Annotated in this window: 29 protein-coding genes and 1 pseudogene; 24 read left to right on the forward strand and 6 right to left on the reverse strand. The window is 62.6% G+C overall.

Annotated features, from left to right (window positions below):
- Window positions 1-123: 123 nt before the first annotated feature.
- The 11 genes and pseudogenes from EDC31_RS12650 to EDC31_RS12695 all read left to right on the forward strand — a co-directional run.
- Window positions 124-297 (forward strand): annotated as a pseudogene (locus tag EDC31_RS12650) (DUF736 domain-containing protein); the annotation flags it as partial.
- A 341-nt stretch (window positions 298-638) separates the two neighbouring features.
- On the forward strand, window positions 639-797 hold the full coding sequence (locus EDC31_RS17740) for a hypothetical protein (RefSeq protein ID WP_164468403.1): 159 nt from the start codon (window positions 639-641) through the stop codon (window positions 795-797).
- 149 nt (window positions 798-946) lie between these two features.
- Complete coding sequence (locus tag EDC31_RS18200) at window positions 947-1,147, forward strand: transcriptional regulator domain-containing protein (RefSeq protein WP_222592975.1); 201 nt, start codon at window positions 947-949, stop codon at window positions 1,145-1,147.
- Entirely contained in the window at window positions 1,050-1,724 is a 675-nt protein-coding gene (locus EDC31_RS12660) for a DUF2285 domain-containing protein (protein ID WP_052511995.1), read from the forward strand. Before EDC31_RS18200 ends, EDC31_RS12660 begins: the two co-directional genes overlap by 98 nt.
- Before the next feature lie 268 nt (window positions 1,725-1,992).
- The gene (locus EDC31_RS12665) at window positions 1,993-2,253 is read left to right on the forward strand and encodes a helix-turn-helix transcriptional regulator (RefSeq protein ID WP_042059873.1); all 261 of its coding nucleotides are present in this window, start codon (window positions 1,993-1,995) and stop codon (window positions 2,251-2,253) included.
- Window positions 2,253-3,323, forward strand: coding sequence for a replication initiator protein A (locus EDC31_RS12670; RefSeq protein WP_042059871.1), 1,071 nt, complete (start codon window positions 2,253-2,255; stop codon window positions 3,321-3,323). The genes EDC31_RS12665 and EDC31_RS12670 overlap by 1 nt, the downstream gene beginning before the upstream one ends.
- Window positions 3,320-3,805, forward strand: a complete 486-nt coding sequence (locus EDC31_RS12675) for a DUF2840 domain-containing protein (protein WP_042059869.1) — start codon at window positions 3,320-3,322, stop codon at window positions 3,803-3,805. Before EDC31_RS12670 ends, EDC31_RS12675 begins: the two co-directional genes overlap by 4 nt.
- Window positions 3,802-4,431, forward strand: coding sequence for a S26 family signal peptidase (locus EDC31_RS12680; RefSeq protein WP_042059866.1), 630 nt, complete (start codon window positions 3,802-3,804; stop codon window positions 4,429-4,431). The genes EDC31_RS12675 and EDC31_RS12680 overlap by 4 nt, the downstream gene beginning before the upstream one ends.
- 58 nt (window positions 4,432-4,489) lie before the next feature.
- On the forward strand, window positions 4,490-4,831 hold the full coding sequence (locus EDC31_RS12685; RefSeq protein ID WP_042059864.1) for a DUF736 domain-containing protein: 342 nt from the start codon (window positions 4,490-4,492) through the stop codon (window positions 4,829-4,831).
- The gene (locus EDC31_RS12690; RefSeq protein WP_239641695.1) at window positions 4,828-5,562 is read left to right on the forward strand and encodes a lytic transglycosylase domain-containing protein; all 735 of its coding nucleotides are present in this window, start codon (window positions 4,828-4,830) and stop codon (window positions 5,560-5,562) included. Before EDC31_RS12685 ends, EDC31_RS12690 begins: the two co-directional genes overlap by 4 nt.
- 462 nt (window positions 5,563-6,024) lie before the next feature.
- A complete protein-coding gene (locus EDC31_RS12695) occupies window positions 6,025-7,827 on the forward strand; it encodes a DUF3363 domain-containing protein (protein WP_239641694.1) in 1,803 nt (600 codons plus the stop codon).
- A 48-nt stretch (window positions 7,828-7,875) separates the two neighbouring features.
- Here the strand turns inward: EDC31_RS12695 and EDC31_RS12700 are convergent, their stop codons facing one another.
- Genes EDC31_RS12700 through EDC31_RS12710 form a run of 3 tightly spaced genes read right to left on the reverse strand, consistent with a single transcriptional unit; the run spans window position 7,876 to window position 9,026 of the window.
- Complete coding sequence (locus tag EDC31_RS12700; RefSeq protein WP_239641693.1) at window positions 7,876-8,271, reverse strand: XRE family transcriptional regulator; 396 nt, start codon at window positions 8,269-8,271, stop codon at window positions 7,876-7,878.
- The gene (locus tag EDC31_RS12705) at window positions 8,268-8,738 is read right to left on the reverse strand and encodes a type II toxin-antitoxin system RelE/ParE family toxin (RefSeq protein WP_239641692.1); all 471 of its coding nucleotides are present in this window, start codon (window positions 8,736-8,738) and stop codon (window positions 8,268-8,270) included. The genes EDC31_RS12700 and EDC31_RS12705 overlap by 4 nt, the downstream gene beginning before the upstream one ends.
- A gap of 45 nt (window positions 8,739-8,783) precedes the next feature.
- The gene (locus tag EDC31_RS12710) at window positions 8,784-9,026 is read right to left on the reverse strand and encodes a helix-turn-helix domain-containing protein (protein WP_042059859.1); all 243 of its coding nucleotides are present in this window, start codon (window positions 9,024-9,026) and stop codon (window positions 8,784-8,786) included.
- Between the two features lie 100 nt (window positions 9,027-9,126).
- On the opposite strand from EDC31_RS12710, the gene EDC31_RS12715 reads away from it, so the two are divergent.
- The 13 genes from EDC31_RS12715 (at window position 9,127) to EDC31_RS12775 (ending at window position 21,500) form a co-directional block, all read left to right on the forward strand.
- Window positions 9,127-9,417, forward strand: coding sequence for a DNA -binding domain-containing protein (locus EDC31_RS12715; RefSeq protein ID WP_042059857.1), 291 nt, complete (start codon window positions 9,127-9,129; stop codon window positions 9,415-9,417).
- Between the two features lie 119 nt (window positions 9,418-9,536).
- A complete protein-coding gene (locus tag EDC31_RS12720; RefSeq protein ID WP_042059855.1) occupies window positions 9,537-11,558 on the forward strand; it encodes a conjugal transfer protein TraG in 2,022 nt (673 codons plus the stop codon).
- Window positions 11,559-11,560: 2 nt separating this feature from the next.
- Window positions 11,561-12,004, forward strand: a complete 444-nt coding sequence (locus EDC31_RS12725; protein WP_042059853.1) for a CopG family transcriptional regulator — start codon at window positions 11,561-11,563, stop codon at window positions 12,002-12,004.
- Window positions 12,005-12,134: 130 nt separating this feature from the next.
- The gene (trbB, locus tag EDC31_RS12730) at window positions 12,135-13,151 is read left to right on the forward strand and encodes a P-type conjugative transfer ATPase TrbB (RefSeq protein ID WP_042059851.1); all 1,017 of its coding nucleotides are present in this window, start codon (window positions 12,135-12,137) and stop codon (window positions 13,149-13,151) included.
- Complete coding sequence (locus tag EDC31_RS12735) at window positions 13,151-13,504, forward strand: TrbC/VirB2 family protein (RefSeq protein ID WP_132127084.1); 354 nt, start codon at window positions 13,151-13,153, stop codon at window positions 13,502-13,504. The genes trbB and EDC31_RS12735 overlap by 1 nt, the downstream gene beginning before the upstream one ends.
- On the forward strand, window positions 13,504-13,779 hold the full coding sequence (locus tag EDC31_RS12740) for a VirB3 family type IV secretion system protein (RefSeq protein WP_042061709.1): 276 nt from the start codon (window positions 13,504-13,506) through the stop codon (window positions 13,777-13,779). The genes EDC31_RS12735 and EDC31_RS12740 overlap by 1 nt, the downstream gene beginning before the upstream one ends.
- Window positions 13,780-13,790: 11 nt before the next feature.
- On the forward strand, window positions 13,791-16,232 hold the full coding sequence (gene trbE / locus EDC31_RS12745) for a conjugal transfer protein TrbE (protein WP_042061698.1): 2,442 nt from the start codon (window positions 13,791-13,793) through the stop codon (window positions 16,230-16,232).
- A complete protein-coding gene (trbJ, locus tag EDC31_RS12750) occupies window positions 16,229-16,963 on the forward strand; it encodes a P-type conjugative transfer protein TrbJ (RefSeq protein WP_042061701.1) in 735 nt (244 codons plus the stop codon). The genes trbE and trbJ overlap by 4 nt, the downstream gene beginning before the upstream one ends.
- A 5-nt stretch (window positions 16,964-16,968) precedes the next feature.
- Complete coding sequence (gene trbL / locus EDC31_RS12755; protein WP_042061703.1) at window positions 16,969-18,408, forward strand: P-type conjugative transfer protein TrbL; 1,440 nt, start codon at window positions 16,969-16,971, stop codon at window positions 18,406-18,408.
- Entirely contained in the window at window positions 18,408-19,091 is a 684-nt protein-coding gene (trbF, locus tag EDC31_RS12760; RefSeq protein WP_042061706.1) for a conjugal transfer protein TrbF, read from the forward strand. The genes trbL and trbF overlap by 1 nt, the downstream gene beginning before the upstream one ends.
- A complete protein-coding gene (gene trbG, locus EDC31_RS12765) occupies window positions 19,088-20,089 on the forward strand; it encodes a P-type conjugative transfer protein TrbG (protein WP_132127085.1) in 1,002 nt (333 codons plus the stop codon). Before trbF ends, trbG begins: the two co-directional genes overlap by 4 nt.
- Window positions 20,086-21,261 carry a TrbI/VirB10 family protein gene (locus EDC31_RS12770; protein WP_042055811.1) on the forward strand — a complete coding sequence of 392 codons (1,176 nt, stop codon included), beginning with the start codon at window positions 20,086-20,088 and terminating at the stop codon, window positions 21,259-21,261. Before trbG ends, EDC31_RS12770 begins: the two co-directional genes overlap by 4 nt.
- Window positions 21,258-21,500 (forward strand): DUF2274 domain-containing protein, encoded by a 243-nt coding sequence (locus tag EDC31_RS12775; RefSeq protein ID WP_081797390.1) that lies wholly within the window; start codon window positions 21,258-21,260, stop codon window positions 21,498-21,500. Before EDC31_RS12770 ends, EDC31_RS12775 begins: the two co-directional genes overlap by 4 nt.
- On the opposite strand, the gene EDC31_RS12780 is transcribed toward EDC31_RS12775, so the two are convergent.
- The 3 genes from EDC31_RS12780 to EDC31_RS12790 all read right to left on the reverse strand — a co-directional run bounded on the left by EDC31_RS12780 (window position 21,427) and on the right by EDC31_RS12790 (window position 23,894).
- Window positions 21,427-22,434: a LysR family substrate-binding domain-containing protein gene (locus EDC31_RS12780; RefSeq protein WP_081797391.1), complete on the reverse strand. Its 1,008-nt coding sequence runs from the start codon at window positions 22,432-22,434 to the stop codon at window positions 21,427-21,429. The genes EDC31_RS12775 and EDC31_RS12780 overlap by 74 nt on opposite strands.
- A gap of 90 nt (window positions 22,435-22,524) precedes the next feature.
- Window positions 22,525-23,325, reverse strand: coding sequence for an ABC transporter ATP-binding protein (locus EDC31_RS12785; protein ID WP_081797392.1), 801 nt, complete (start codon window positions 23,323-23,325; stop codon window positions 22,525-22,527).
- Window positions 23,326-23,474: 149 nt separating this feature from the next.
- Entirely contained in the window at window positions 23,475-23,894 is a 420-nt protein-coding gene (locus tag EDC31_RS12790; protein ID WP_042055814.1) for a DUF190 domain-containing protein, read from the reverse strand.
- Window positions 23,895-23,914: the final 20 nt, after the last annotated feature.

A 23,914-nucleotide genomic window follows, 5' to 3' on the forward strand; every position in this document is an offset into this window, starting at 1 on the left:
ACCCCGATATTATGCGGAGCAGAAACCAGACCAAACCCGCAGAAAACCGCCATCCCGGATCACCCGCTCCGCATAATCCCGGACTCCACATAATCGACCTTATGCGGTGCTCCGCATAATGGTGAGATCGGGGCGGCATGGTCCCGGTGCTCCAACGAGGGACGCGATTATCTGAGCCTCAAGCTCGACGATCCGAGCCTCAATGCCCCGATTTTCGCCAATCTCGTCGATGGCGAGGACGGCGAGGGCTACAACCTGATCTGGTCCCGCCCTAACGGCCGCCGCAACGGCGACTGAGGCGCCTGCGAACCCCGCCCGGCTGGTCCGGGCGGGGCCTTCCTGCCAGATGACGCGGCTGGAAGCGGTGATCCCGACCGCGCCCCCCGATCACATGCCGTGCGGGTGAAAGAGAAGGACAAGGCTTTCCCTCAGCCTTCCCATTGTACCATGCGCGAGAGCGAACCGCGTCAAGGACGCGCGGTGCCCCCAATTTTGCCCGGCGCACCCGTTCCGGGCACGCCGGACAAAATCGGCACCCCCACGCGCCGGCAAGCCGGTCGCCTGCCGGCGATCCCTGACCCGGTCCGCTCCGGCATGAGCCGTCCGTCCTGTCTTCGAGAAACGAAAGGAGCAGGACGATGACCAATTTGCACGACACGATCCAGGAACTGCGCGCCGAACTCACCAGCTACGGCCTCAGCCGCCGCGAGCGGGCGCAGATCACGCGGGAACTGAAACAGGCCCTCGCGGAACTGGCCGCGAAGACCCGCGCGACGGACGAGGAGGCTCCCGCGTAAGCGGGGCCTTTTCTTCTGGTCGCCTGCCGATCTTCCGTGGAGATCACCCGATCTCCAGAATCGGGCTTCCTTTTTCCAGCGTCGCGCCGGGATACTGGCCGTCCGGGCAGGCAGGGCCGCCCGGTCTCATGCACACGAGGGAGGGCGTCATGCCCGGAGCAGACTGGCAGGTCCAGGCGCAATACCAGTCTTTGCGCCACGCGATACCAGCCGAACTCGGCTGGGAATATCTGCGTCGTAACCGGCGCTATCGTGACGAACAGCGCGCGGTGGCGGCACTTCCGCCCGACGACCCCCGACAGGCGGCATTCGCCCGCCGCTGGGGGCCGCGATTTCGCCGCCGATCCTGACCTGCCGTTCGGTGCCCTGGCCGCGCTCTGGTCGCGCCTGATCCTGCCGACGGTGCTGATCCTCAAACCGCTCGCGCCGGGCCAGACGCTCGCACCGCGTCGTCTGGACGTCCATGCCCTGTCGGATGCGCGCCTGATCGAAACACCCGACGGCGTTTACATCACCTGCGTCTGCGGCGGCGTGACCTGGCAGCTCTGGATGGAGCGGGATTGGCCCAGAGCGCGCCATTTCGCCTTCGATCACGCCTATGACCGCTTCACGCCGCTGCGGGCGCATGAAACCTTTCGCTTCTGGCGGGTGCTGTCGGGCCTGTCCGATCCCGGCCCCTGGCACAGAATGTCCCGCCAGTCCCTCGACCGGCATATCCTCGCCCTGCGCGTGGCGGATGCCCGCGCCGCCGGCATGAGCGAGCGCGTCATCGCCGAGCGGCTGTTCGATCAGCCGGTCGGTCGCTCCGTGGACTGGCCGGACCTGTCGCTGCGGGCGCAGTTTCGCCGTCTCGACCAGCTCGGAAAACGCATGATCGACGGCGGCTATCGCGATCTGATGGGCTATCCGCTGTCCCGCCGCATCTGAGCGCGGCCTGTCTCCAACACCCGTCATCCCGTCGAGTCTCCGCGCCTGTCCTGTCGGCAGCGGAGCAGAAAAACGTCGTATTCGGAAGGCATGTTTCGCGCCACGACGGAAAACGGCGGCGTTCGGGGAGGAAAAAGGACGGGTTCCGCTTTCGTTTCATGGACGTTTTTGTCGCCGACAAAAACGTCCATCCCCCTACCGCCGATTCTCCACGAATTTCCCTTCATATCCCGCCGGTCCCTGTCCGGCGCGGTATGGAAAGGGAGATATGGTCATGGCGATCACACCGCGCCTGATGCGTGTTCGTGAAGCGGCCCGGTTCCTGGGGATCTCGCTCCGCACGCTTGAAAAACATCGCACCTACGGCACCGGGCCGCTCTACCGGAAGGTCGGCGGACGGGTGCTGTATTCCGTCGAGGACGTGATGGACTGGACCGCCGGGGGCGCACGTCACTCGCCGTCCGAGACGACACCCACCCGCGTCTTTCCGGCGCGCCCGCTGACCCAAGAAGAACGGGAGAGCCTGTAATGGCCGCCGGGGAAAGCTGGCGGGAGCCAGACCGCCGCTTCGTGGTCAGTGGACCGGCCAGTCCGCGCGATCTCCGCGACCTGATGGGGCGCCCGTTCTTCGGCCTGGGGAAAACACCGCGCGTCATCCCCATCGAGTACGAGACACGGTATGCCGGCGTGTCGGTATCCGCACCGCGTGGAGCGGGGATCGCCACGATCTGGGACGCGGACGTGCTGATCTGGCTGACCGGACAGATCGTCGATGCCCTCAACCACGGTCTCTGGGTCTCGCGCCATGTGCGTTTCACGCCCTGGCGACTGTTTCGGGATCTCGGCTGGGCCACGGGGGCGAACGAGTATCAACGTCTGCACGGCGCGCTCGGGCGTCTGGCCGTCACGACCGTCGCAACCAGCATCCGTCACGGCGCGGACTGGCGGAACAAGCCGTTCACCTGGATCAGCGGCCTCCGTGTCACACAGGACGAAGGCGTCGCCCTGACACTGCCGGACTGGCTGATGGAGGCCGCCTGCGACCGGTCGCGCGTCCTTACCCTCGATCCCGCCTATTTCCACCTTGGGGGCGGCCTGGAACGGTGGCTTTACCGGCTGGCGCGGCGGCACGCCGGACGACAGAAGGATGGCTGGCGCTTCGATCTGGCGCACCTGCACGCGCGCTCCGGCAGCCTGACCCGGCGTCGTGATTTCGCCGCGAAAATCCGTGCCATCGCCCTCGCGCGGACGGTCCCAGGTTACACGTTTCGCGTCATTTATGGCGGAAAACTGGGAGTTTTATGCGCCGTTCCAACGAGTCAATCCACAGAGGGTGTGGATAACGATGTGAAACCTGTCGTCGGACCGGCGGCGCATAACATCATCGGACCGTTGGCGGAATCATCGTCGGACCGTTGGCGAAAATCGGCGCAACCCTTTGTTTATGAAGGAGAAATCGTCCTCTTAACTTATATAACTTATATAATAACTTATTATGGAGGGGATTTCGGTCTTTTCGCCCCCCACTCGGCAGCCCCGATGAGGCGGGAAAAAGAGGCTCGGGAAGCGGTCGCGGATCACGGGGCAGGTGTCCCATGATCGCCCTTTCTTTCCGGCCGGACGCTGTTCTCACCACGGTTGAACTGACGTGGATCGAGAAACGCATCGAGCACTGGGTACGGTTCGGCCATCCCGTCGAGGATCGCATTCTCGACCGTCGGCGCAGGCTGATGAGCTTCACGCCGGACAGCGTGTTCGCGTTCATCCGGTGGGCCGCGAACGATTTCGGAACCGTGGTGTCCTGCATCGACATCGTGCGCGCCGTCGGGGCTCAGGAAGCCTGCCAGACGGTGCCCTTCGTGCGGCCCGGTGGCGAGAGCCTGTTGCGCCAGAGCGGCTGGCCCAAGGTGCGGCGCGTGCTGGAGGCGATCGACGGCGTGGAGGCGCTGGGTGTCGATCCGGCGGTCGCCTGTCCCGATCACTGGCGGCATCTGCATCACCGGCTCACGGCAGCGCAGGAACCGCGTCCCTACACGCGAGACCGCCACGAGGCGTGGCTGCGCAGGGGAGCCGTGTCATGACCCGGCGCGGCTGGTTTTTCACCACGTATCTCGCGGCGCTTGGCACGCTGGCGATGGTCGATTTCCATCCCGAACCGCGCTGGGTCTGGAACGAGACGGCCAGCGTGCCGGTCGGGCTGTATCGCATCCAGCCTACCGTCCCGGTGCGCATCGGCGACATTGTTGCGCTCCGCCTGCCCGAGAGGGAGGCCACGCTGCTGGCGACACGCGGCTACCTGCCGTTCGGCGTGCCGCTGCTCAAGCCGGTCGCGGCCCTTGCGGGGCAGAATGTGTGTCGCTCCGGCATCCACGTCACCATTGACGGCAAGCCGGTCGGAGACGCGAAGACCGTCGATCATCGGGACCGCAAGTTGCCGGCCTGGCAGGGCTGCCAACGCCTCGAACCGGGGCAGGTGTTCGTCATGAATGCTGCCGTGCCGACCAGTCTGGACGGGCGGTATTTCGGCGTCCTGCCGATGGACACCGTCATCGGGCGCGCCGTGCCGGTTCATGTCCGCACGGGCGAGGCGGAGCCACCGCCGCCGCATTTCGATCCCCTCCCGGATCTGCGCGATCCGGTGCGGGAACGGCCGTTGCTGGCACCGCCCATGATGCCCGTGAAACCGGGCGAACCGCCGATCGAATGACGGTCGTCCGGCACATGGATTTTCCATCACGCCTATCATTTCCGAAAGGACTTCTCTCATGAGCCAGATCGGATTTTTCACGCGCACGTCAGATGGTTTTGCCGGGCGTGTGCGCACCCTGTCGCTGGACGCCGAACTGACCTTCGTGCCGGCGGAAAACAACGGCGCGGAGCATGCACCGGATTACCGTATCCATCTCGGGGACGGGGAGACCGGACCCGAGGTCGGTGCCGGGTGGATCCGCACCGGGGAGCGTGCCGGCGAGTATATTTCCATCGTGCTGGACGATCCCGCTTTTACACAGCCGGTTCGCGCCACCCTGTTCCAGGCGGGACGTGGCGGACGCGAATGGCAACTGGTGTGGAACCGGCCCGCGAAACGTCTGGGAGGCCGGGAATGAATGCCCGGTTTTTCCTGTCCGCTGGCGTGTCAGGGAGCATGTTGGCCATGCTCGCGCTGACGCTCTCGCCGGTTTCCATCCGCGCACAGGATTGGGGCGGTCTCGTGCAACAGGCGGCGGCGCGGAACGCGATCCCGTCCGCATGGGTGCAAGCGGTTCTGCAAGCCGAAAGTGCGGGCGATCCGCACGCGATATCCGGTGCTGGTGCAATGGGTCTGATGCAGCTCATGCCGGGCACCTGGAAGGAGGTCCGGCGCACACTCAATCTGGGGGCCGATCCCTTCGATCCGCATGACAACATCGCAGCCGGGGCAGCCTACCTGCGATGGCTGCATGACCGCTATGGCGATGCCGGTTTCCTTGCCGCCTACAATGCCGGTCCCGCCCGCTATGACGACCATCTGGCGACGGGCCGACCGCTTCCGGGAGAGACGATTTCCTATGCCGTGCAGGTCCGGACTCTGATCGATAATCCGGGTGCGTTTCTCTCCGGTCCGAGGTCGAAAATCGTCGTGGACTGGCGCGCGGGATCGCTCTTTGCCGGTGCGAAAACCGTCCCGAAATCGATAGCATCGGCCATGGTTTTGGAGGCGCAGAACGGCCCGGATTTTTCTCTCTTTCCGGCCGGATTTTTCAACAGACGCGATGCTGCCCGCCATCCCGATTTCTTCGTCGCTGCTGGGGCCGCGCCACAGGAGAGCGGTGCGGGGAAGGGAGTCACGAAACCATGAGCGCATCACAGGGAAGAACGGGATCGGGAAACGGCAAGATTAAAGGGTGCGGCACTCCGTCCGGCCCGAACCTGCGGTTTTGTCTGTCTGCACATGGGGTTGGCATCCTGCGTTGCGGCACTGTCGATTTTCGGTCCGCAGTGCGGCGGTTTTCCGGAAACGGGCCGTATTCTGCCAGTCCTGACAGCACTCTGCGGCAAACGGCGGTGATTTGCGGTGTTGGTCATGTCGTTTGATGATGACACAAGGTTCCGCGTCCGGCCCGGTCGCATCCGTGGCAAGGGGAGCGGAAAGACCCGAAGTTTTCTCTCGCGGATGCGTGCCTCCGTGCGGCGATCCGGAGCGTCCCGTAAGCTTCATACGCATGGTTCTGCCGGCCCCACCAAACCTGATGGTTCGGAGGGCGGTGCCCCACGTCGCGGCGGTCGCTCCGGCGTCCGGAAGGGACGCGGCGCGTCCTTCGTGCGGGCGCGCCAGATCGCAGGCTGGAATCATGCGAAATCCGGTAGCCGCCGCGTCATCGTCAAGTCGCGCATGATCCGCGCTCCCGGCCGTGACGGCAGGGCGCGCGCCCACTTGAATTACATCCAGCGCGACGGCACGTCCCGCGACGGGCAGCGGGGGCAGCTTTACGGGCCGGAGACCGATCGTGCCGACGCCGATGCCTTCCTCGAACGCGGGCAGGACGACCGGCATCAGTTCCGCTTTATCGTCTCGCCGGAGGATGCCGAGCAAATGCAGGATCTGACCGCCTTCACGCGCGATCTGATGACGCAGATGGAGGCGGACCTCGGCACGAAGCTGGATTGGGTCGCGGTGAACCATTTCAACACCGGCCATCCCCACGCTCATATCGTCATCCAGGGTCATGACGACCGGGGCGAGGATCTGGTGATCGCCAGCGATTACATCACCCAGGGGGTGCGTGAACGGGCGACCGAACTGGTGACGCTGGAACTCGGTCCCGAGACGGCGCTGGAGCAGCGCCGCAAGCTGGAAAATATGGTCGGGCAGGACCGCTTCACCCGGCTCGATCGCCAGCTTCTGGCTCTGGCGGAAGACGGTCCCATCGACATGCGTGGCGACCAGGGGGGCGATCATGTCCTGCGCCAGCGGCGGCTCGCGAAGCTGGAGCGGATGGAGCTTGCCAGCCAGGTCGAGCCGGGCATTTGGCAGATTGCGCCGGAGATGGAGAAGACGCTGCGCGACCTCGGCGAGCGGGGCGATATCATCCGCGCCCTGAACCGGGCGATGCGCGAGCAGGGTCGCACGCCCGATCCCGCCCTGTTCGTCTTCCATGGTCCGGCGTCGCGCGAGACAGTCGAGGGGCGGATTCTCGACCGGCATCTGTCCGACGAACTGGGCGAGCGGATCGGCCTGGTTATGGACGGGGTGGATGGGCGCACCCATCATGTCACTGGCATCGACCCGGCTGCCCTGGAAGGCGCGCGAAACGGGAGCATCGTCGCGGTCGGGCTGGAGGTCTCTGGCCCCCGTCCCGCCGACCGGGAAATCGTGTCGGTCGCCGCCGCAGAGGGCGGCGTCTATCGCACCGACGCCCATCTTGCCCGGGTGCGGGCCATGCCGCGTCTTCCGGGCGGCGATGCGGAGGCTTACGTGGCCTCCCATGTCCGGCGTCTGGAAGCCCTGCGTCGTGCCGGTGTCGTCGAACGCATCGAGGACGCGCGATGGCAGATCCCCGGTGATTATCTGGACCGTGCGACGGCCTATGATACGAGCCGCGCGAAACAGCTTTCCGTTCGCGTGCTGTCGAGTTTCGATCTCGACGCCCAGATCGCGGCGGACGGGGCGACATGGCTGGACCGCGGATTGCTGTCGCGCGGCAACTCGAACGTCGTCGATGCTGGGTTCGGACATGAGGTGACGATTGCCCGTAAGCGGCGTCAGGACGTGTTGATGGAGCGCGGGGATGCCTGGTCCGACGAGCACGGGCAGGTCCGCTATCGCAAGGGACTCCTGGCGACGCTGGAGCGGCGGGAACTCGATCGCGTCGGCGGTGAGATGGCGGCCGCGCGTGGCACGTCCTACCGCACCATGGTTGATGGCGAGAGAGTCCGGGGCACGCTGAAGGAAAAGGTCCGGCTGGCAAGTGGAACCTATGCCCTGGTCGAGAACGCGCAGGAATTCGTGCTGGTGCCGTGGAAGCGCGTCATCGAAAAGCGGCTCGGGCAGGAGATTGCCGGCGTCATGCGCGCGGGCACGATTGACTGGCAGCTCGGGCGGGAAAGGGGGCTTGGCGTGTGACAGGATGTGTGCCGACGGCAGGCACACAGTTCCATCGCATTCGACCTGTCAGGCCGCGTGGGTGCGCGCCTTTGGTTTTCCCCGGCGTCTCGCGGCCATCCTGCTGGAAGTCGCGGCGATGTCAGGATCGACATCGCCCAGATGCTCGATCCGCAGCGGCGCCCGTGACGGCAGGCGCACGATCAGATCGAGTTCTCCGCCGATTGCCTCGACATAGCTCCGAAGCGTCGAGAGGTACATATCGGCCTGCTTCTCGATTTTGGAGACCGAAGGCTGCTTGACGTTAAGTGCTGACGCGATTTCGGCTTGGGCCTTGCCTGCCAGCCGACGCAGTTCGCTCAGGCTTTCCACCTGCTCCTTCAGCTCCAGCGCGCGCGCCTCGACGTGGGTGCGGCGCTCTTCAGGGAGAGCGGCGATGACATCGTTCAGATCCCGGCCCATCATTTCTTCCCTTTCTTTGTGGCGTTCTTCGCGGTTTCCAGTCGATCGAGATGGCCCTGAAACCGCTTGTCCGCCTTGGCGATCAGGGTCTTGTAGAAACGCTTTTCGCTGCCGCCCGACTTGTCGCCCGCGACCAGCAGGATCGCCTTTCGCTCCAGGTCGAACGCGAAAGCCACCCGCCAGACGCCGTCATCGGCGTCGAAGCGTAATTCCTTCATGTTCGCAAACGACGAATCATTCAGCGTGTCCGCGTGTGGCCGACCGAGCTGCGGACCGAACGTGGCGAGCAGTCTGGCGGATGCCAGCAATTCGTCCTGCACGGGCGCCGGCAAGTCCTCGAACTCCGCATCGAATTCATCGCCAAAAGCGACAGTCCATTCCATATATAGCCTCCAAGCTATATCGTCAAGATTGGGCTTCAGGGCAGTGCGTACCCTGTGGCCGAGTTCACCGTGGATCGACCGATGCATCGGACACCCGGCGCCATGAGGGAATCGATTAGCGCGGACGACGCATCATGGCGGCGTTTCCGTCAGCCCGTCCAGAAGCACGCGCCCGTCCACCCCGATCGCATCCGTGATATCGAGAAATTCGATCACATCGAGCCTCCGTTCTCCATTCTCGTATTTCGCAACATAGGATTGCGGCTTGCCCAGTCGGGCGGCCAGTGTGGCTTGCGTCAGTCCTTTGGCGTGCCTTGCCGCGATCAGCAGATCCATGAGACGCTGCTGACGTGGAGAGCGCAGCGATTTCGGCATAGGAGCGGTTCCGGATGAAAAGCAGAACCGCCCCGATAATCCTGTATCGGGATTATCCCATTTCGGGATATGGTGGTGCCCGACAGGAAGGGGCACGATCATGACGCAGCGACCCGATGCGGAGGCCATTCCCGGCGATGAGGCGCCGGACTGTCCGATGCTGACCGCGTATGACCACCTTCATCACATCACCTATCTGCGCCTGCTCGACGCCGAGGCGGACGGCGCCGACTGGCGCGAGGTTGCCCGCATCGTGCTCGGTCGTGATCCGGCGTGCGACGGGGCGGCAGCGCGACGATGCTGGGACTCGCACATGGCGCGGGCGCGCTGGATGCGCGATAGCGGCTATCGCCAGCTTCTGACTATCCCCGGCGGGAAGACGGCGGACTGACCGACCCGTCCGATTAGCTACAGTTTCGCCGCCGATTGCCGTACGATTCCTGATTTTTCTTGCTGAAATCTCCATCCTTCCTTCGCTGACAGACGAATGGTTCGTCAGGGGAGGAAGCCATGTCCGCGTCGCGCGTGCTCTGGGGCCAGATTGTTCTGGTCCTCGCCATCATGTTGCTGTCCTGGTGGGGGGCTACCGAGTGGACGGCCTGGCGTCTCGGCTTCCAGCCGGAACTCGGACCGCCCTGGTTAATGCTGGACCATCGTTGGCCGGTATACGCCCCGCCGCTGTTCTTCTGGTGGTGGTATGAGTTCGACGCCTACGCACCGGCGATCTTCGTCCAGGGCGCGCGGATCGGCGTCACGGGTGTCGTCCTTGCCGTCCTCGTAGCGTTCGGGCTGTCGATCTGGCGCGCGCGGGCGCGGCGGCGGGTGGAAACCTACGGTTCCGCCCGCTGGGCGAACCGGCACGATATCCGCGCGGCCGGCCTTCTCGGCGAGGATGGCGTCGTGTTGGGGAAGTATCGGCGCGACTATCTGCGGCACGCAGGCCCCGAGCATGTGCTGTGTTTCGCACCCACCCGTTCCGGGAAAGGCGTCGGGCTGGTCATCCCGACCCTGCTGACCTGGCCGAGTTCGGCCATCATCCATGACATCAAGGGCGAGAACTGGGAGCTGACGGCCGGTTTCCGCGCCACGTTCGGGCGGGTGCTGCTGTTCGACCCGACCAATCCGGCCTCTTCCGCCTATAATCCGCTGCTGGAGGTGCGACCGGGCGCGTATGAGGTCCGCGACGTGCAGAATATCGCGGATATCCTGGTCGATCCCGACGGGGCGCTGGACCGCCGCAATCACTGGGAGAAGACCTCTCACTCCCTGCTGGTCGGCGCGATCCTGCATGTGTTGTATGCCGAGGACGACAAGACCCTGGCGGGGGTGGCGAATTTCCTGTCCGACCCGAAGCGGTCGATCGAGGCGACCCTGTCCGCCATGATGCGCACCAACCATCTCGGCGAGCAGGGGGTGCATCCCGTCGTGGCTTCGACCGCGCGGGAACTGCTCAACAAGTCGGACAACGAGCGATCGGGCGTTCTCAGCACCGCCATGTCATTTCTCGGTCTTTACCGCGATCCGGTGGTGGCGACGGTGACGCGCCGGTGCGACTGGCGGATCGAGGATCTGGTATCATCCGCCCGACCCGCATCGCTGTATTTCGTGGTGCCGCCCTCGGATATCAGCCGGACCCGGCCGCTGATCCGGCTGGTCCTGAATCAGATCGGCCGCCGTCTGACGGAGGATATGGACAGCGCGGCCCGACGGCGGCGCCTGCTGCTCATGCTCGATGAATTTCCGGCCTTCGGGCGGCTGGATTTCTTCGAGAGCGCGCTGGCCTTCATGGCGGGATATCGTATCCGGGCTTTCCTGATCGCCCAGTCCCTGAACCAGATTGAGAAAGCCTACGGCGCCAACAACAGCATTCTGGACAATTGTCACGTCCGGGTGTCCTTCGCCACCAATGACGAGCGCACCGCGAAGCGGGTATCCGACGCGCTCGGCACGGCGACAGAGCAGCGGGATTCCACCAATTACGCCGGGCATCGCCTGTCGCCCTGGCTTGGGCATCTCATGGTCTCGCGGCAGGAGACCGCCCGGCCCCTGTTGACGGTCGGCGAGGTCCAGCAGCTCCCGAAAGACGAGGAAGTGGTCATGGTGGCGGGTTGCCCACCGATCCGGGCGCGCAAGGCTCGCTATTACGAGGATCGCCGTTTCACCGCGCGCCTCCTGCCGCCCCCCGATCCGGCAGGTCTCGCCGCACCGGATGGCAGCGGAGGTGACGATCTCTGGTCCGGGAAGCGCGCGGCCATGGCGGACCCGAGACGGAAGGACCCGGTGGACGCGACCGATGCGGCCGCTTCGGGGAGCGAGACAGACACTGCCAATGGCGGCGTGCGGCGCGAGCCGGAACTGCCTGAACACGAAAACATCGCGCCCGAGCATGCCGATCCGGCGGCGGAGTTCGAACTCCCTGACAATGATCCGGAGGCGGATGCCCGGAGGGCGGCGGAACTGCGGAGGCAGGCGAACATCACCCGTCAGGCCGGCATGGACCGCGCCGACGGCCTCGAACTCGGGGGAGAGTGACCGTGCAAAAGCGAAGCAGGCGACTCAATGTCTATTTCGATCCCGAGATCCATAGGCAGCTCGAGGCCCGCGCCGTCCGGCGGGACATATCCAAATCCGCCCTGGTCGAGACGGCGGTGCTATCGTTTCTCACGGATGATGATGCCGAAAGGCAGGAAGCTGCGACGTCACGTCGTCTCGACCGGCTGTCGCGGCAGATGGCCGGGCTGGAGGAAGATGTCTCGATCCTGGCGGAAACGCTGACCCTGTTCATCCGGTTCTGGCTGACCAGCACGCCACCCCTGCCCGAGAGTGGCCGGGCTGCGGCGAAAGCGCTCGGTCTGGAGCGCTTCGAGGGCTTCCTGACGGCGCTGGAACGCCGTCTCGCCACGGGCGACCGATTCCTGCGCGAGCGTCAGCGCGAGATCGCGGCGAGGCAGGAACCGCGAGGTGACGAACCTGCCTGAACGTCCCCAATGACATACGCTTTTACCGCATCAGCGAAAATCCTTGTTGCGTAATGGGAAATTCGCTCCCTTCTAATTATCCCCGTCGTCGTCCGGAGTGCCCGGATGGCCTGCAAAGACGGGGATACCCATGGTGGTCACACCCATTGACAGCGGTGCTCGACAACGCGGCATCTCCATGCTGCGCACGGCGATGGGACCGGCGATCGCGTCGCTGCTGGCGGACCCTGCTGTCGTTGAGGTGATGCTCAATCCGGACGGAAAGCTCTGGATCGACCGCTTGTCCGAGGGCCTGTCCGATACAGGTGAGACGATCGCGCCCGTCGATGCCGAGCGTATCGTGCGGCTGGTCGCGCACCATGTCGGGGCCGAAGTGCATGAGGGTGCGCCCCGCGTGTCGGCGGAACTGCCGACCGGTGAGCGTTTCGAGGGGCTGCTGCCTCCGGTCGTCACCGCGCCGAGCTTTGCGATCCGTAAACCCGCCGTCGCGGTGTTCACGCTCGACGATTACGTCGAAGCCGGGATCATGACCGACGCCCAGGCCCTTTTCCTGCGCCGTGCTGTCGCGGATCGGAAGAACATCCTCGTCGCGGGTGGGACGTCCACGGGCAAGACCACGCTGGTCAACGCCCTGCTGGCGGAGGTCGCAAAGACCGACGATCGCGTCGTGCTGATCGAAGACACGCGCGAGCTGCAATGCCGCGCGCCAAACCTCGTATCGCTCCGCACCCGTGATGGTGTCGTCACCCTATCCGAACTGGTGCGCTCGGCCCTGCGCCTGCGTCCGGACCGTATTCCCATCGGCGAGGTGCGCGGTCCCGAGGCGCTCGACCTGCTCAAAGCCTGGGGCACGGGTCATCCCGGCGGCGTGGGCACGCTTCACGCTGGCACCGCCATCGGCGCATTGCATCGTATGGAGCAACTGATCCAGGAAATCGTCGTCACCGTACCGCACGCCCTGATCGCCGAGACCATCGACGTCATTGCCGTGCTGTCGGGCCGGGGCGATGCCCGTAGCCTGTCCGAACTGGCCACGGTGAACGGTCTCGATCCCGTGACGGGCGACTACCGGCTGGTCCCGGCCGACCTGCCGGAAAGGACCGGCGCTGCTTCTTTCTCCTTCACCGAACTCAAGGAAACGCTCTGATGTCGCCAATTCATTCCGGGCGCGGTCTCGCGCGTCTCGATCTCCGCCGTGTCCCGAGGCTGCTCGGTACGGCGATGCTGCTGATGTTCGCCATGGCTTCCTCGGCCATGGCGTCCGGTTCGGACATGCCATGGGAGGAACCGCTCAACCAGATTCTTGAAAGCGTGCAGGGTCCGGTGGCCAAGATCGTCTCGGTGATCATCATCACCGTCACGGGTCTGACGCTCGCTTTCGGGGAAAGCTCAGGCGGGTTCCGTCGCCTGATCCAGATCGTCTTTGGACTAAGCATCGCTTTTGCGGCGTCCAGCTTCTTCCTGTCCTTCTTCTCCTTCTCGGGCGGGGCGCTGATCTGATGGCGGGCTATGACGATGACGCGGTGCCAGGATTTCATGTCCCGGTGCATCGCTCGCTGACCGATCCAATCCTGCTGGGTGGCGCACCCCGCGCCGTGGCTATTGCCAATGGCACGCTGGCGGCGGCGATTGCGCTGGGGTTGAGGCTCTGGCTGATCGGCGCGGCGTTCTGGATCGTTGGCCATACGCTGGCGGTCTGGGGGGCGAAGCGTGATCCGTTCTTTATCGAGGTGGGGCGGCGGCATCTCCGTTACCCCGCCTGGCTGCGGGCATAGGGGGATCGGCCATGATATCCCTTGGAGAATATCGCAATCGAAATTCCCTCTTGTCCGACTTCCTGCCCTGGGCGGCACTGGTCGAAAAAGGTGTCGTCTTGAACAAGGACGGTTCCTTCCAGCGCACGGCAAAAATTCGTGGCCCTGATCTGGATAGCGCCACGCCCGCTGAACTGGTCGGCGTGACCGGACGGCTCAACAATGCCCTACGGCGTCTTGGTTCAGGTTGGGCCGTGTTCGTGGAGGCACAGCGTGTGCCGGCGACACTCTATCCCGACAGCGATTTTCCCGATGCGGCTAGTCAGATGGTCGATCTGGAACGGCGGGAGCAGTTCGAGGATGAGGGGGTGCATTTCGAAAGCCGCTACTTCCTCACGCTGGTCTGGTTGCCACCAGCGGAATCCTCCGACCGGGCTGCTCGGTTTCTCTATGAGGGGCGGGAACACGACGGGCCGGACCCGCATGGGATGCTCCATGCCTTCGTGGATCGCAGCGATCGTCTGCTGGCCCTGCTCGACGGTTTCATGCCCGAAGCGGCCTGGCTTGATGACGGCGAAACCCTGACCTACCTGCATTCCACCATTTCCACGCGTAACCAGCGGGTCCGCGTGCCGGAAATTCCGATACATCTGGATGCGCTACTGGTGGATCAGCCGCTCGCGGGCGGGCTGGAGCCGAAACTCGGTGACGCTTTCCTGAAAACCCTGACCGTCACGGGTTTCCCGTCGCGGACCTTTCCCGGAATTCTCGATGACCTGAACCGGCTGGCCATGCCGTATCGCTGGTCCACGCGGGCCACCCTGCTCGACAAGACCGATGCCACGAAGGTTCTGACGAAAATCCGGCGTCAGTGGTTTGCAAAACGCAAGAGTATCGCGGCCATCGTTCGGGAAGTGATGACGAATGAAGCGTCGGTGCTGGTCGATAACGATGCGGCCAACAAGGCGGCCGATGCTGACCTCGCGTTGCAGTCCCTCGGCGCTGATGACGTCGGGCAGGCGTACATCACCGCGACCGTGACGGTCTGGGACGGTTCCGCATCAATTGCCGCCGAGAAACTCCATCTCGTGGAGAAGATCATCCAGGGGCGCGACTTCACCTGCATGGCGGAAAGCCTGAACGCGGTGGAAGCTTGGCTCGGCTCCTTGCCCGGTCATGTCTATGCCAATGTCCGCCAGCCTCCGGTCTCGACGCTCAATCTTGCCCACATGTTTCCGCTCTCGGCCGTATGGGCGGGGCCGGACCGGGATGTGCATTTCAAGGCGCCGCCGCTCTTCTGCGGCAAGACCGCCGGGGCCACGCCGTTCCGGTTCTCGCTGCACGCCAGCGATGTCGGTCACACGCTGATCGCGGGGCCGACGGGGGCGGGAAAGTCTGTGCTGCTGGCGCTCATGGTGCTCCAGTTCCGACGCTATCAGGGCGCGCAGATCTTCGCCTTCGATTTCGGCGGTTCCATGCGCGCCGCCACACTCGGCATGGGCGGAGATTGGCACGATCTTGGTGGTGGCCTGACCGACGATAATCTATCGGAAGAACAGGGCAGCGGTGTCTCGCTCCAGCCGCTGGCGCGGATCGATGACCCGGACGAACGGAAATGGGCCAGTGAATGGCTCGGTCAGATCCTTCTCGGCGAGGGGGTCACGCTGACTCCCGACGTTAAGGCGTATCTCTGGTCGGCGCTGAATTCCTTGGCATCGTCACCACCATCGGAACGCACTTTGTCGGGGCTGGTAGCCCTCCTCCAGTCCAACGCGCTCAAGCAGGCGCTTGCCCCATACTGCCTCGGCGGTCCTTACGGACGGCTCCTTGACGCCGACAATGAGCGTCTGGGGAATGCCGATGTCGTGGTGTTCGAGACCGAAGGTCTGATCGGGTCCGGCGCGGCTTCGTCGGTGCTGTCTTATTTGTTCCATCGCATCGAGGGCCGTTTGGACGGTCGTCCGACCTTGCTGGTCATCGACGAGGGGTGGTTGGTTCTCGATGACGGGAATTTCTCTGGCCAGTTGCGGGAGTGGCTGAAAACCCTACGGAAGAAAAACGCCAGCGTCATCTTCGCGACGCAGTCCCTGTCGGATATCGCCAATTCACCTATCGCGCCTGCGGTGGTGGAAAGCTGCCCGACGCGGATCTTCCTGCCCAACGAGCGCGCCATCGAGCCGCAGATCAGGGCGATTTATCGCGACTTTGGTCTGAACGACCGCCAGGTCGCCATCATCGCCCGCGCCGCGTCGAAGCGGGAGTATTATTGCCAGACCCAGCGCGGCAACCGCCTGTTTGAACTCGGCTTAGGTCCGGTGGCGCTGGCGTTGTGCGCGGCCTCCGGCAAGGACGATCACAGGCTGATCGATGCGGTTCTGGCGGAACACGGGCGAGAGGGCTTTCTTCCGGCCTGGTTCGAGGTGCGTGGCGTCACGTGGGCGGCGGAATTGCTGCGGGAGGGAACCGCGCCATGAGGTCTCTTTCTCTTCTCTGCGGCGTAGTAGCCCTGTTGTCGATTGGCGTTTCACCGGCCCACGCACAATGGGCGGTCTATGATGGTGCCAATCACGTCCAGAATGTTCTGATTGCGGCCCGGACGCTCCAGCAGATCGACAACCAGATCACCTCGCTGGCCAACCAGGCGCAGATGCTGGTTAACCAGGGGCGTAATTTGGCGAGCCTGCCGCTCTCCACGTTGGGCACACTGCAATCCACCATTTCCCAGACCACGGCGCTGCTCGCGCAGGCGCAGAACATCGCCTACAGCGTCCAGTCCGTCGAGCAGCAGTATCAGCAGGCGTACACATCTGTCTCGTCGGGTATGTCTGACAGTGCCCTGTTTTCTCAGGCGCAGACACGCTGGCAGAATTCCGTCGGTGGCTTCGAGGATGCCTTGAAGTTACAGGCGCGGGTGGTAGGGAACATCCCGAGCGACAGTTCGGCCATGACGCAACTGGTCTCGGCCAGCCAGACCTCCACCGGGGCGTTACAGGCCGCACAGGCCGGGAACCAGCTTCTCGCCCTGCAATCCCGGCAGCTCTCCGACATCCAGGCCGAACTCGCTGCCAATGGCCGCGCCACCGCCTTGCAACAGGCGCGCGACGCCGCCGCGGAAGCGGAAAGTGACGCCCAGTATCAGCATTTTGCCCAGCATGACGCTTACGTGCCCGGCACGGTGTCCATGTTCGGCGCCAGCGGGAACTGACCGCCATGGCCACCAACGGTGTCGGCGTGATCGATACTTTCCTGAACACCTTTACCACCACGATCGACAGCGGGTTCGGGCTGGTGAAGGGGGATGTGATCTCGCTGGCCGGAACGCTGTCCGTGCTGGATATCGCACTGGCCGGGTTGTTCTGGGCCTGGGCTGCGGATGAGGACATCATCCAGCGCCTAGTGAAGAAGACGCTCTATATCGGGTTCTTCGCGTGGGTCATCAACGATTTCGACCATCTGTCGAAAATCGTCTTCGACAGTTTTGCGGCAATGGGCATCAAGGTCGGGGGCGGCAAGCTGCCGCTGACGGATTTCATGCATCCGGGGCGTCTCGCGGCCACCGGCCTCAACGCAGCCCAGCCGTTGCTGGACTCGGTCCATAACCTGCTCGGCCCGGTCGCCTTCTTCTGGAACTTCATCCAGATCTTCGTGCTGTGCCTGTGCTGGCTGATCGTGCTGGCGGCGTTTTTCATCCTCGCCGTGCAGCTCTTCGTCGCCCTCATCGAGTTCAAGATTACCTCGCTCGCGGGCTTCGTGCTGATCCCCTTCGCCCTGTTCAATCGCACGGCCTTTCTGGCCGAGAAGGTTTTGGGCAATGTCGTCTCGTCGGGCGTGAAGATCATGGTGCTGGCGGTGATCTCCGCCATCGCCTCGGTGCTCTTCAAGCAGTTCACCACCTCTTATGGCAGTTCCGTGCCTACGGTCGGACAGGCGACCTCGGTGGTGCTGGCCTCGCTCGCGATCGTCGGCTTGTCCATTTATGGCGGCAGCATTGCCAATGGGCTGATCTCTGGCGCGCCGCAGCTTGGGGCAGGGGCCGCCGTCGGCACCGGCATGGCGGTTGGTGCGATGGGCGCCGCTGCCGTCGCGGCCCCGGCGGCGATTGCTTCCGGGGGAGCTATAGCTCTGGGTGCGACAGCGGCGGCCGCGCGGGGAGGAGCCGCAATCGCGGGTGCGGCCACGACAGCCTATTCCATGGGGGCTGCCGGACAGACGGGTGCGGCTGGCATGGCTGCTGCCGCCGGCAATGTCGGGCGCGCGGCCGGTGGTGCGGCGATGAATGCCGCGAAAAGCAAGGCGTCCTCTGCCGTTTCAAGCCTGAAGGACAACTATGCCGCTGGTGGTCAATGGGCCGCGCGCGGCATGGGCAGGGGTTCGGGTGGAGAAGGCAGCACTGGTCCGAATCCCGGCGGTGGAGCGTCGGGCGCAGAGCCGACCGGATCGGGCGGCGGCGGGCCAACCGGTGGTGGTCCAGCAGGCGAGGGTGGTGGCGGAGAGAGTGCTGGCTCCGGCGCGGACAGCAAGCCGCCGAAGTGGGCACAAAAGATGAAGCGCCGCAATGCCGCAGCCCATGCCGCCGAGGCGGCTCACGTCATCCGCTCCGCTGATGGCGGGGGCGGAAGTTCCAGCATTGATCTCTCGGAGAAAGAATGATGTTCCGTCGCTCTACCACACGCTACGGGACCACGCCCGAGCCAGTCACCCCGTATCAGAAAGCAGCCCAGATCTGGGACGAGCGGATCGGGTCTGCTCGCGTGCAGGCCCGGAACTGGCGGCTGATGGCTTTCGGTAGCCTTTTCCTATCTGCCGGACTTGGCGCGGGACTGATCTGGCAGTCCGCGCGCGGGACCGTTGTGCCCTGGGTGGTGCAGGTCGATCGGCTCGGTCAGGCGCAGGTCATGGCCCCGGCGGCGGCCGGTTACAGGCCAGCCGATCCCCAGATCGACTGGTATTTGGCTCAATTCGTGCAGGACGTGCGCTCCCTGTCGTCGGATGCCGTGGTGGTCCGGCACAACTGGCTGCGCGCCTATGACTTCACTACGACGTCGGGCGCCGTGGCCCTGAATGACTATGCCCGCCTGAACGATCCCTTCTCGCGCATTGGGCATGAGCAGGTCGAGGTGGACATCGCCTCAGTCATCCGGGCTTCTCCCGGTAGTTTCCGTGTTGCCTGGACCGAGCGTCATTACCGCGATGGGGCCTTTACCGGCACCGAACGCTGGACGGCCATCGTGTCCATCGTCCTGCGCACGCCCCGAGATGCCGATCATCTGCGCAAAAATCCCCTCGGAATCTACGTCTCCGCCATCAACTGGTCGAAGGAGCTTGGTCAATGATCCGTCGTGCTCTTCGTGTCCTGCCGCTGCTGATCCTGCCTCTGGCCGGTTGCGCGGGGCAGTATCATCCGCCGGTCATCCGCTACGATGACGCCGCACGCGCAACGAGACTTCCCGATCCGCCGAAGCCGGTAGAGGTCGTGGAAGTCCCGAAACCGCTGCCGTTGCCAGGGCAGCTCAAGCCGCTGCCGTCACGACGCGCGGCCCACCCGACTTCCGAAGCAGCCGATCCAGCCGCGCGCGTAACCCAGGCCAATCTGGCGGCGCGCATCCAGCCGACGCGGGCCGGGTTCATCAATGCCGTGCAGGTCTATCCCTATAGTCCGGGCGCACTCTATCAGGTCTATGCCTCGCCCGGCGAGATCACCGACATCATGCTCCAGCAGGGCGAAAAGCTGGTCGGCACCGGGCCGGTGGCGGCCGGGGATACGGTTCGCTGGATCATTGGTGATACCGAAAGCGGGGCAGGGGCGACAAAGCGTATTCATATTCTGGTCAAACCCACCCGGCCGGATCTGACGACCAACCTGATCGTCAATACCGATCGGCGGACCTATCTTGCTGAACTGCGCTCTACGCCCGCGACCTACATGGCGTCGGTCTCGTGGGATTATCCAGAGGACGATTTGATCGCGCTGCATCGGCAGGATAGTGCGGCCGATGATGCAGCGCCCGTTGAAACGGGCCTCACTCTCGATGCCCTGAATTTCCGTTATGCCATCCAGCCGGTGAAGGGCGGGACGCCACCGTGGCTTCCCAGTCGGGCCTTCGATGATGGTCACAAGGTCTATATCGCTTTTCCGGCCGGGATCGGGCAGGGCGAACTGCCACCGCTCTTCGTACTCGGGGCCGATGGGGGACCGGAACTGGTCAATTACCGTGTGCGGCAGAACTGGATGATCGTCGACCGGCTGTTTGTCGCCGCTGAACTGCGGTTGGGGGATAAACATTCCGAGCAGCGGGTGCGCATCGTGCGGACAGATGGCAGGAAGTCATGAGTGGGGAGACCTTAGCAGGCGAGGGCAATCCTGTCGCACCGGCCGTATCCCCGCCGCCCGATCTGCGCCTGCGGGCCGAGCTGCCCCGCGTGGTGCGGCTCTCGCGTATCGTGGTCTGGTCGCTCGGGGGTGTCGCCATGATCGCGGTGGCGTTTGCCCTGGGCTACGCGCTGGAAAGCAGCCGTCAGACGGCTCCACCGGCCGTCAGCCAGGACATGGACGCTCGTCCGTCCGCCGATGGTCTGGCGGGGCTGCCGTCCGATTATGTCGGCAGGGACGTGCCGAAGCTGGGACCAGCGCTGCCCGGCGATCTGGGGCATAGCATCCTGAAAGCACAGGAGCACGGAAAGGTCGTTTCGAGTGGCGAAGACCGGCGGGCCGCGCAGGAGATCGAAGCTGCAATTGGCAGCCGTCTGTTCGTGCAGATGGGGGAACGTGGCCGGGGTACCGAACAGGCCCTACCCACGCCAGGTAATTCAGGCACGCAGACGCCGGCAACTCCTGCGACTGACGCACAGGCCGGCAACCGGGCGTTCCTGTCCGGCCAGCCTGACCGCGCGACGACCAGCTCGGATCACATCATGCCTCCGGCCTCGCCTTATATCCTTCAGGCCGGTACTGTCATCGCGGGCGCACTGAACACGAAAATCAGCTCCGACCTGCCGGGCCAGATTACAGGGCATGTGACCCAGAACGTGTATGACAGCCCGACCGGGCGCTTCCTGCTGATCCCGCAGGGAAGTCTGCTGTTCGGTGCGTATAACAGCGGGATATCCTTCGGCCAGCAGCGCACCCAGATTATCTGGACAAGGCTGATTTTCCCGAACGGGGACAGCCTGGTGCTGGAGAAGTTGCCGGGCGCCGACGCCATCGGCCAGTCCGGCCTGTCTGATGGGGTCAATAACCACTGGGGCCAGCTCTTCAAGGCCGCTCTGGTTACGACCCTCCTCAGCGTGGGCTCGGAGGCGGGCACGTCGTGGAACGAAAACAACCTCATGCAGGCCATCCGTTCCGGGGCCAGCAACGGGTTTTCCATGGTCGGCAACCGGCTGATCGACCGCAGCCTTAACGTCCAGCCGACGCTCACAGACCGGCCGGGGCTGCCGTTCACCGTCACTCTCAATCGTGATTTAATTCTTAAAACTTGGACTATGGCGGAGCAAAAACCATGACCACACTTCTGATTACGGACATTCCAGATGCAAAACCTGTCCGACTGACGGTCGAACTTCCAGCAGCAGTCTACCGAGATCTAAGTGCTTACGCGGAGGCACTCACGGCTTTGCATAAAAAAACCGCTACTCCGCCGCAACTGATCGCACCAATGATCGAGCAATTTATTCTCTCCGATCGGACGTTTCTTCGATGGCGCCAGAAGCAGACGAAGAATCCATCTTCTCAATCATGTTGAGAAAATCCCTCAAGGCCGGATTATGATTCTGCCGAGACCATATGGCATAAAAAGTCAGAGAGATCGGATTTCCGTCGATCGGGCGTAAGCATACCCTAGGTATTTTCACTGCGGCACTTGCCTCAGATGTGAATGCAGCGGCTTTTCGTCTGTTGACATCCGTTAACATCGTGTCGCGGCCGATCCGCAGCCGTTCAATTTGTGGCACCAGCCCTTTTTCCTCAAAATAACGCATAGACTGTGCCATTAGCCACGCTCCCATACCTTCGCGGCGCACCAGGAAGATATGTTTTGCCAACGCTTCCCAGGTTATCGCTGGTAACCGGGCTATCGGGTCGTCAGAAGAAAGTGCGACAACCATGTTTTCGGTCCATAATGCTTTAATGTGGAGGATATCATGCGCGAGTGTCCGTGGTGATGGGACTTCCGGCGAGAAAGCTATATCGATTTCGCGTCTTCGGAGGGCTGGAACCAAAGAATCAGGTGCAAACTCTCCTGAGACGAGACGCGTTTCTTGAAAAGTATCCGAATAAAGGTTGAGCAGATTGTTTAAGAATCCTCCTGCGCTACATGACTGAATACCTAAAGACAACTGACGTTCCACTACATGACTGACTTCTGGGTTGGGTTGAACAGCCTCTCCAATAAGTGCAAGCGCCTCACCTACAATAGAAAGAAAATGTTTTCCTTTGATGGTAACATTTATTCCATTTTGACGATCAAAAATTTTATATCCGATGGATATTTCAAGAGATGAAATCCGCGAGCTGACTGATGATTGAGATATTTTCAAAGCGCGTGATGCTTTCCGGAAGTTTTTATACTCTGCGACAGCTATCGCCTCAACCATAGAGGCGAGCGAGATGTGGCCTCGAATGATCTTCCGGAAAAGTTCATCTTGGTCGATATGTGATCTGCCATGTTGACTGAACATATGAAGATGCTTCCGACTGGTGTTGTTCCTTCATGGTTTCTCAAGGAAAGAAAATTAAGTGGCGATTTATTTATAATATCAGTGATCATTTCATGTTTCTGTAGTGCCTGCCAAGCGATGCATGAAATTAAAAACTTCCGATATATTGCAATCCTGTTTCAAATATTGTGGGGAGCCATGAGCAATCGCTGTACGCTCAATGGTGCTGAGAAAAATGCCATCATCCGCAAGTGCCAGAAGACTGGGGAGTTCGTGACTGACCATGAGGATTGTCGCCCCTAGTCCATCCCGTAGCGCGAGAATGAGGTCATCGAGCCGTGCGGAGGCGATCGGATCAAGGCCGGCAGAAACTTCGTCGAACAGAAGAATTTTTGGATCGAGAGCGAGTGCCCGTGCCAGTCCCGCACGTTTGAGCATCCCACCGGAAATCTCCGAAGGATAAAGATCGATTGCGTCGCTTAACCCGACCAGTCCTAATTTCAGTTGAACAAGTTGCCGAATGGAACGTGCGTTCAGAGACGTAAACATCTGGAGGGGAAGAGCGACGTTTTCTCCAACTGTCATTGAACTCCATATGGCGCCGCTTTGAAAAACAACGCCGAATGAACGATTGATCTCGACACGCTTTCTGTCGCTTTGAGACCAATAATTCGTACCGTTGACCAAAATGGTTCCGGAAGTCGGCTGTAGAAGGCCAACCATACTCCGGATAAGGGTACTTTTTCCGCAGCCGGAGGGTCCCATGATTGCAAAAACCGATCCGCTCTTTACCTCGAATGAGACATTCTTCTGTATTATACGAGAACCATATGAAATCGTCAGATTTCGCACCGAGATGACAGATGATGATTCTGTTTTGTCTATTGCGGCGAGTTCTGTCGTCCTGGTCATGTATTATCCTTCAGGATAAATATTCAAGGCAGACGCCGAGCAGAGGGTCATGACCTAGCAGACGGTACAAAATGCCACAGCACCGAACCCCGGTGCCATGTTCGAATCTCTTCTTCCAGAGTCTGAAAGAATGAATAAGGTCACTCATTTTATGGATCACAAGCATTCTCCAGAGAGTTGGTGTGTAGCTCTGGGGAGAACGTCCAGTATTCGAGTGGCTTATAGTAGATACTGGCATCCGACAGCATAGAGGCGTGGGTCTGGCAAAAGTCCCTGAGCCGGTCATGATCGCCGATGATGTCGACATAGACCGACAGGAGATGGTTAGGAATTTCTCCGAGCGTCGTTTCAATGCGCTGATCTTTGCCCAGGCTATAGTGAGCGAAATGTGCGTTGGAACTCTTGAAGCCTGCCTGTCGGGCCGCGTGGATCAATTCCTGGTAAAGTGGTCGGCTTCGAAACAGCGAAGCAATTTTCCCGCGGCCCTTGATAGCCGCGCGCGTGCCTCGGGTCATGAAAATCCGGATCATGCCGGCATGATGGGCAATCAGTGTTTTCGTTTCGGTCATGATTACTCGATATCCTCAGA

Source organism: Acidomonas methanolica (genome assembly GCF_004346035.1).
In the GTDB taxonomy this organism is placed as follows: Bacteria; Pseudomonadota; Alphaproteobacteria; order Acetobacterales; family Acetobacteraceae; genus Acidomonas; species Acidomonas methanolica.

Coding starts and splice junctions, on each gene's coding strand:
- EDC31_RS12670 (WP_042059871.1), top strand. CDS start 2,253: ATGGCCGCCGGGGAAAGCTGGCGGGAGCCAGACCGCCGCTTCGTGGTC.
- EDC31_RS12675 (WP_042059869.1), top strand. CDS start 3,320: ATGATCGCCCTTTCTTTCCGGCCGGACGCTGTTCTCACCACGGTTGAA.
- EDC31_RS12680 (WP_042059866.1), top strand. CDS start 3,802: ATGACCCGGCGCGGCTGGTTTTTCACCACGTATCTCGCGGCGCTTGGC.
- EDC31_RS12700 (WP_239641693.1), bottom strand. CDS start 8,271: ATGATGGGCCGGGATCTGAACGATGTCATCGCCGCTCTCCCTGAAGAG.
- EDC31_RS12705 (WP_239641692.1), bottom strand. CDS start 8,738: ATGCATCGGTCGATCCACGGTGAACTCGGCCACAGGGTACGCACTGCC.
- EDC31_RS12685 (WP_042059864.1), top strand. CDS start 4,490: ATGAGCCAGATCGGATTTTTCACGCGCACGTCAGATGGTTTTGCCGGG.
- EDC31_RS12770 (WP_042055811.1), top strand. CDS start 20,086: ATGAGTGGGGAGACCTTAGCAGGCGAGGGCAATCCTGTCGCACCGGCC.
- trbJ (WP_042061701.1), top strand. CDS start 16,229: ATGAGGTCTCTTTCTCTTCTCTGCGGCGTAGTAGCCCTGTTGTCGATT.
- EDC31_RS12710 (WP_042059859.1), bottom strand. CDS start 9,026: ATGCCGAAATCGCTGCGCTCTCCACGTCAGCAGCGTCTCATGGATCTG.
- EDC31_RS12775 (WP_081797390.1), top strand. CDS start 21,258: ATGACCACACTTCTGATTACGGACATTCCAGATGCAAAACCTGTCCGA.
- EDC31_RS12720 (WP_042059855.1), top strand. CDS start 9,537: ATGTCCGCGTCGCGCGTGCTCTGGGGCCAGATTGTTCTGGTCCTCGCC.
- EDC31_RS12715 (WP_042059857.1), top strand. CDS start 9,127: ATGACGCAGCGACCCGATGCGGAGGCCATTCCCGGCGATGAGGCGCCG.
- trbG (WP_132127085.1), top strand. CDS start 19,088: ATGATCCGTCGTGCTCTTCGTGTCCTGCCGCTGCTGATCCTGCCTCTG.
- EDC31_RS18200 (WP_222592975.1), top strand. CDS start 947: ATGCCCGGAGCAGACTGGCAGGTCCAGGCGCAATACCAGTCTTTGCGC.
- EDC31_RS12785 (WP_081797392.1), bottom strand. CDS start 23,325: ATGACCAGGACGACAGAACTCGCCGCAATAGACAAAACAGAATCATCA.
- EDC31_RS12740 (WP_042061709.1), top strand. CDS start 13,504: ATGGCGGGCTATGACGATGACGCGGTGCCAGGATTTCATGTCCCGGTG.
- EDC31_RS12790 (WP_042055814.1), bottom strand. CDS start 23,894: ATGACCGAAACGAAAACACTGATTGCCCATCATGCCGGCATGATCCGG.
- trbE (WP_042061698.1), top strand. CDS start 13,791: ATGATATCCCTTGGAGAATATCGCAATCGAAATTCCCTCTTGTCCGAC.
- EDC31_RS12780 (WP_081797391.1), bottom strand. CDS start 22,434: ATGTTCAGTCAACATGGCAGATCACATATCGACCAAGATGAACTTTTC.
- trbF (WP_042061706.1), top strand. CDS start 18,408: ATGTTCCGTCGCTCTACCACACGCTACGGGACCACGCCCGAGCCAGTC.
- trbL (WP_042061703.1), top strand. CDS start 16,969: ATGGCCACCAACGGTGTCGGCGTGATCGATACTTTCCTGAACACCTTT.
- EDC31_RS12665 (WP_042059873.1), top strand. CDS start 1,993: ATGGTCATGGCGATCACACCGCGCCTGATGCGTGTTCGTGAAGCGGCC.
- trbB (WP_042059851.1), top strand. CDS start 12,135: ATGGTGGTCACACCCATTGACAGCGGTGCTCGACAACGCGGCATCTCC.
- EDC31_RS12690 (WP_239641695.1), top strand. CDS start 4,828: ATGAATGCCCGGTTTTTCCTGTCCGCTGGCGTGTCAGGGAGCATGTTG.
- EDC31_RS17740 (WP_164468403.1), top strand. CDS start 639: ATGACCAATTTGCACGACACGATCCAGGAACTGCGCGCCGAACTCACC.
- EDC31_RS12735 (WP_132127084.1), top strand. CDS start 13,151: ATGTCGCCAATTCATTCCGGGCGCGGTCTCGCGCGTCTCGATCTCCGC.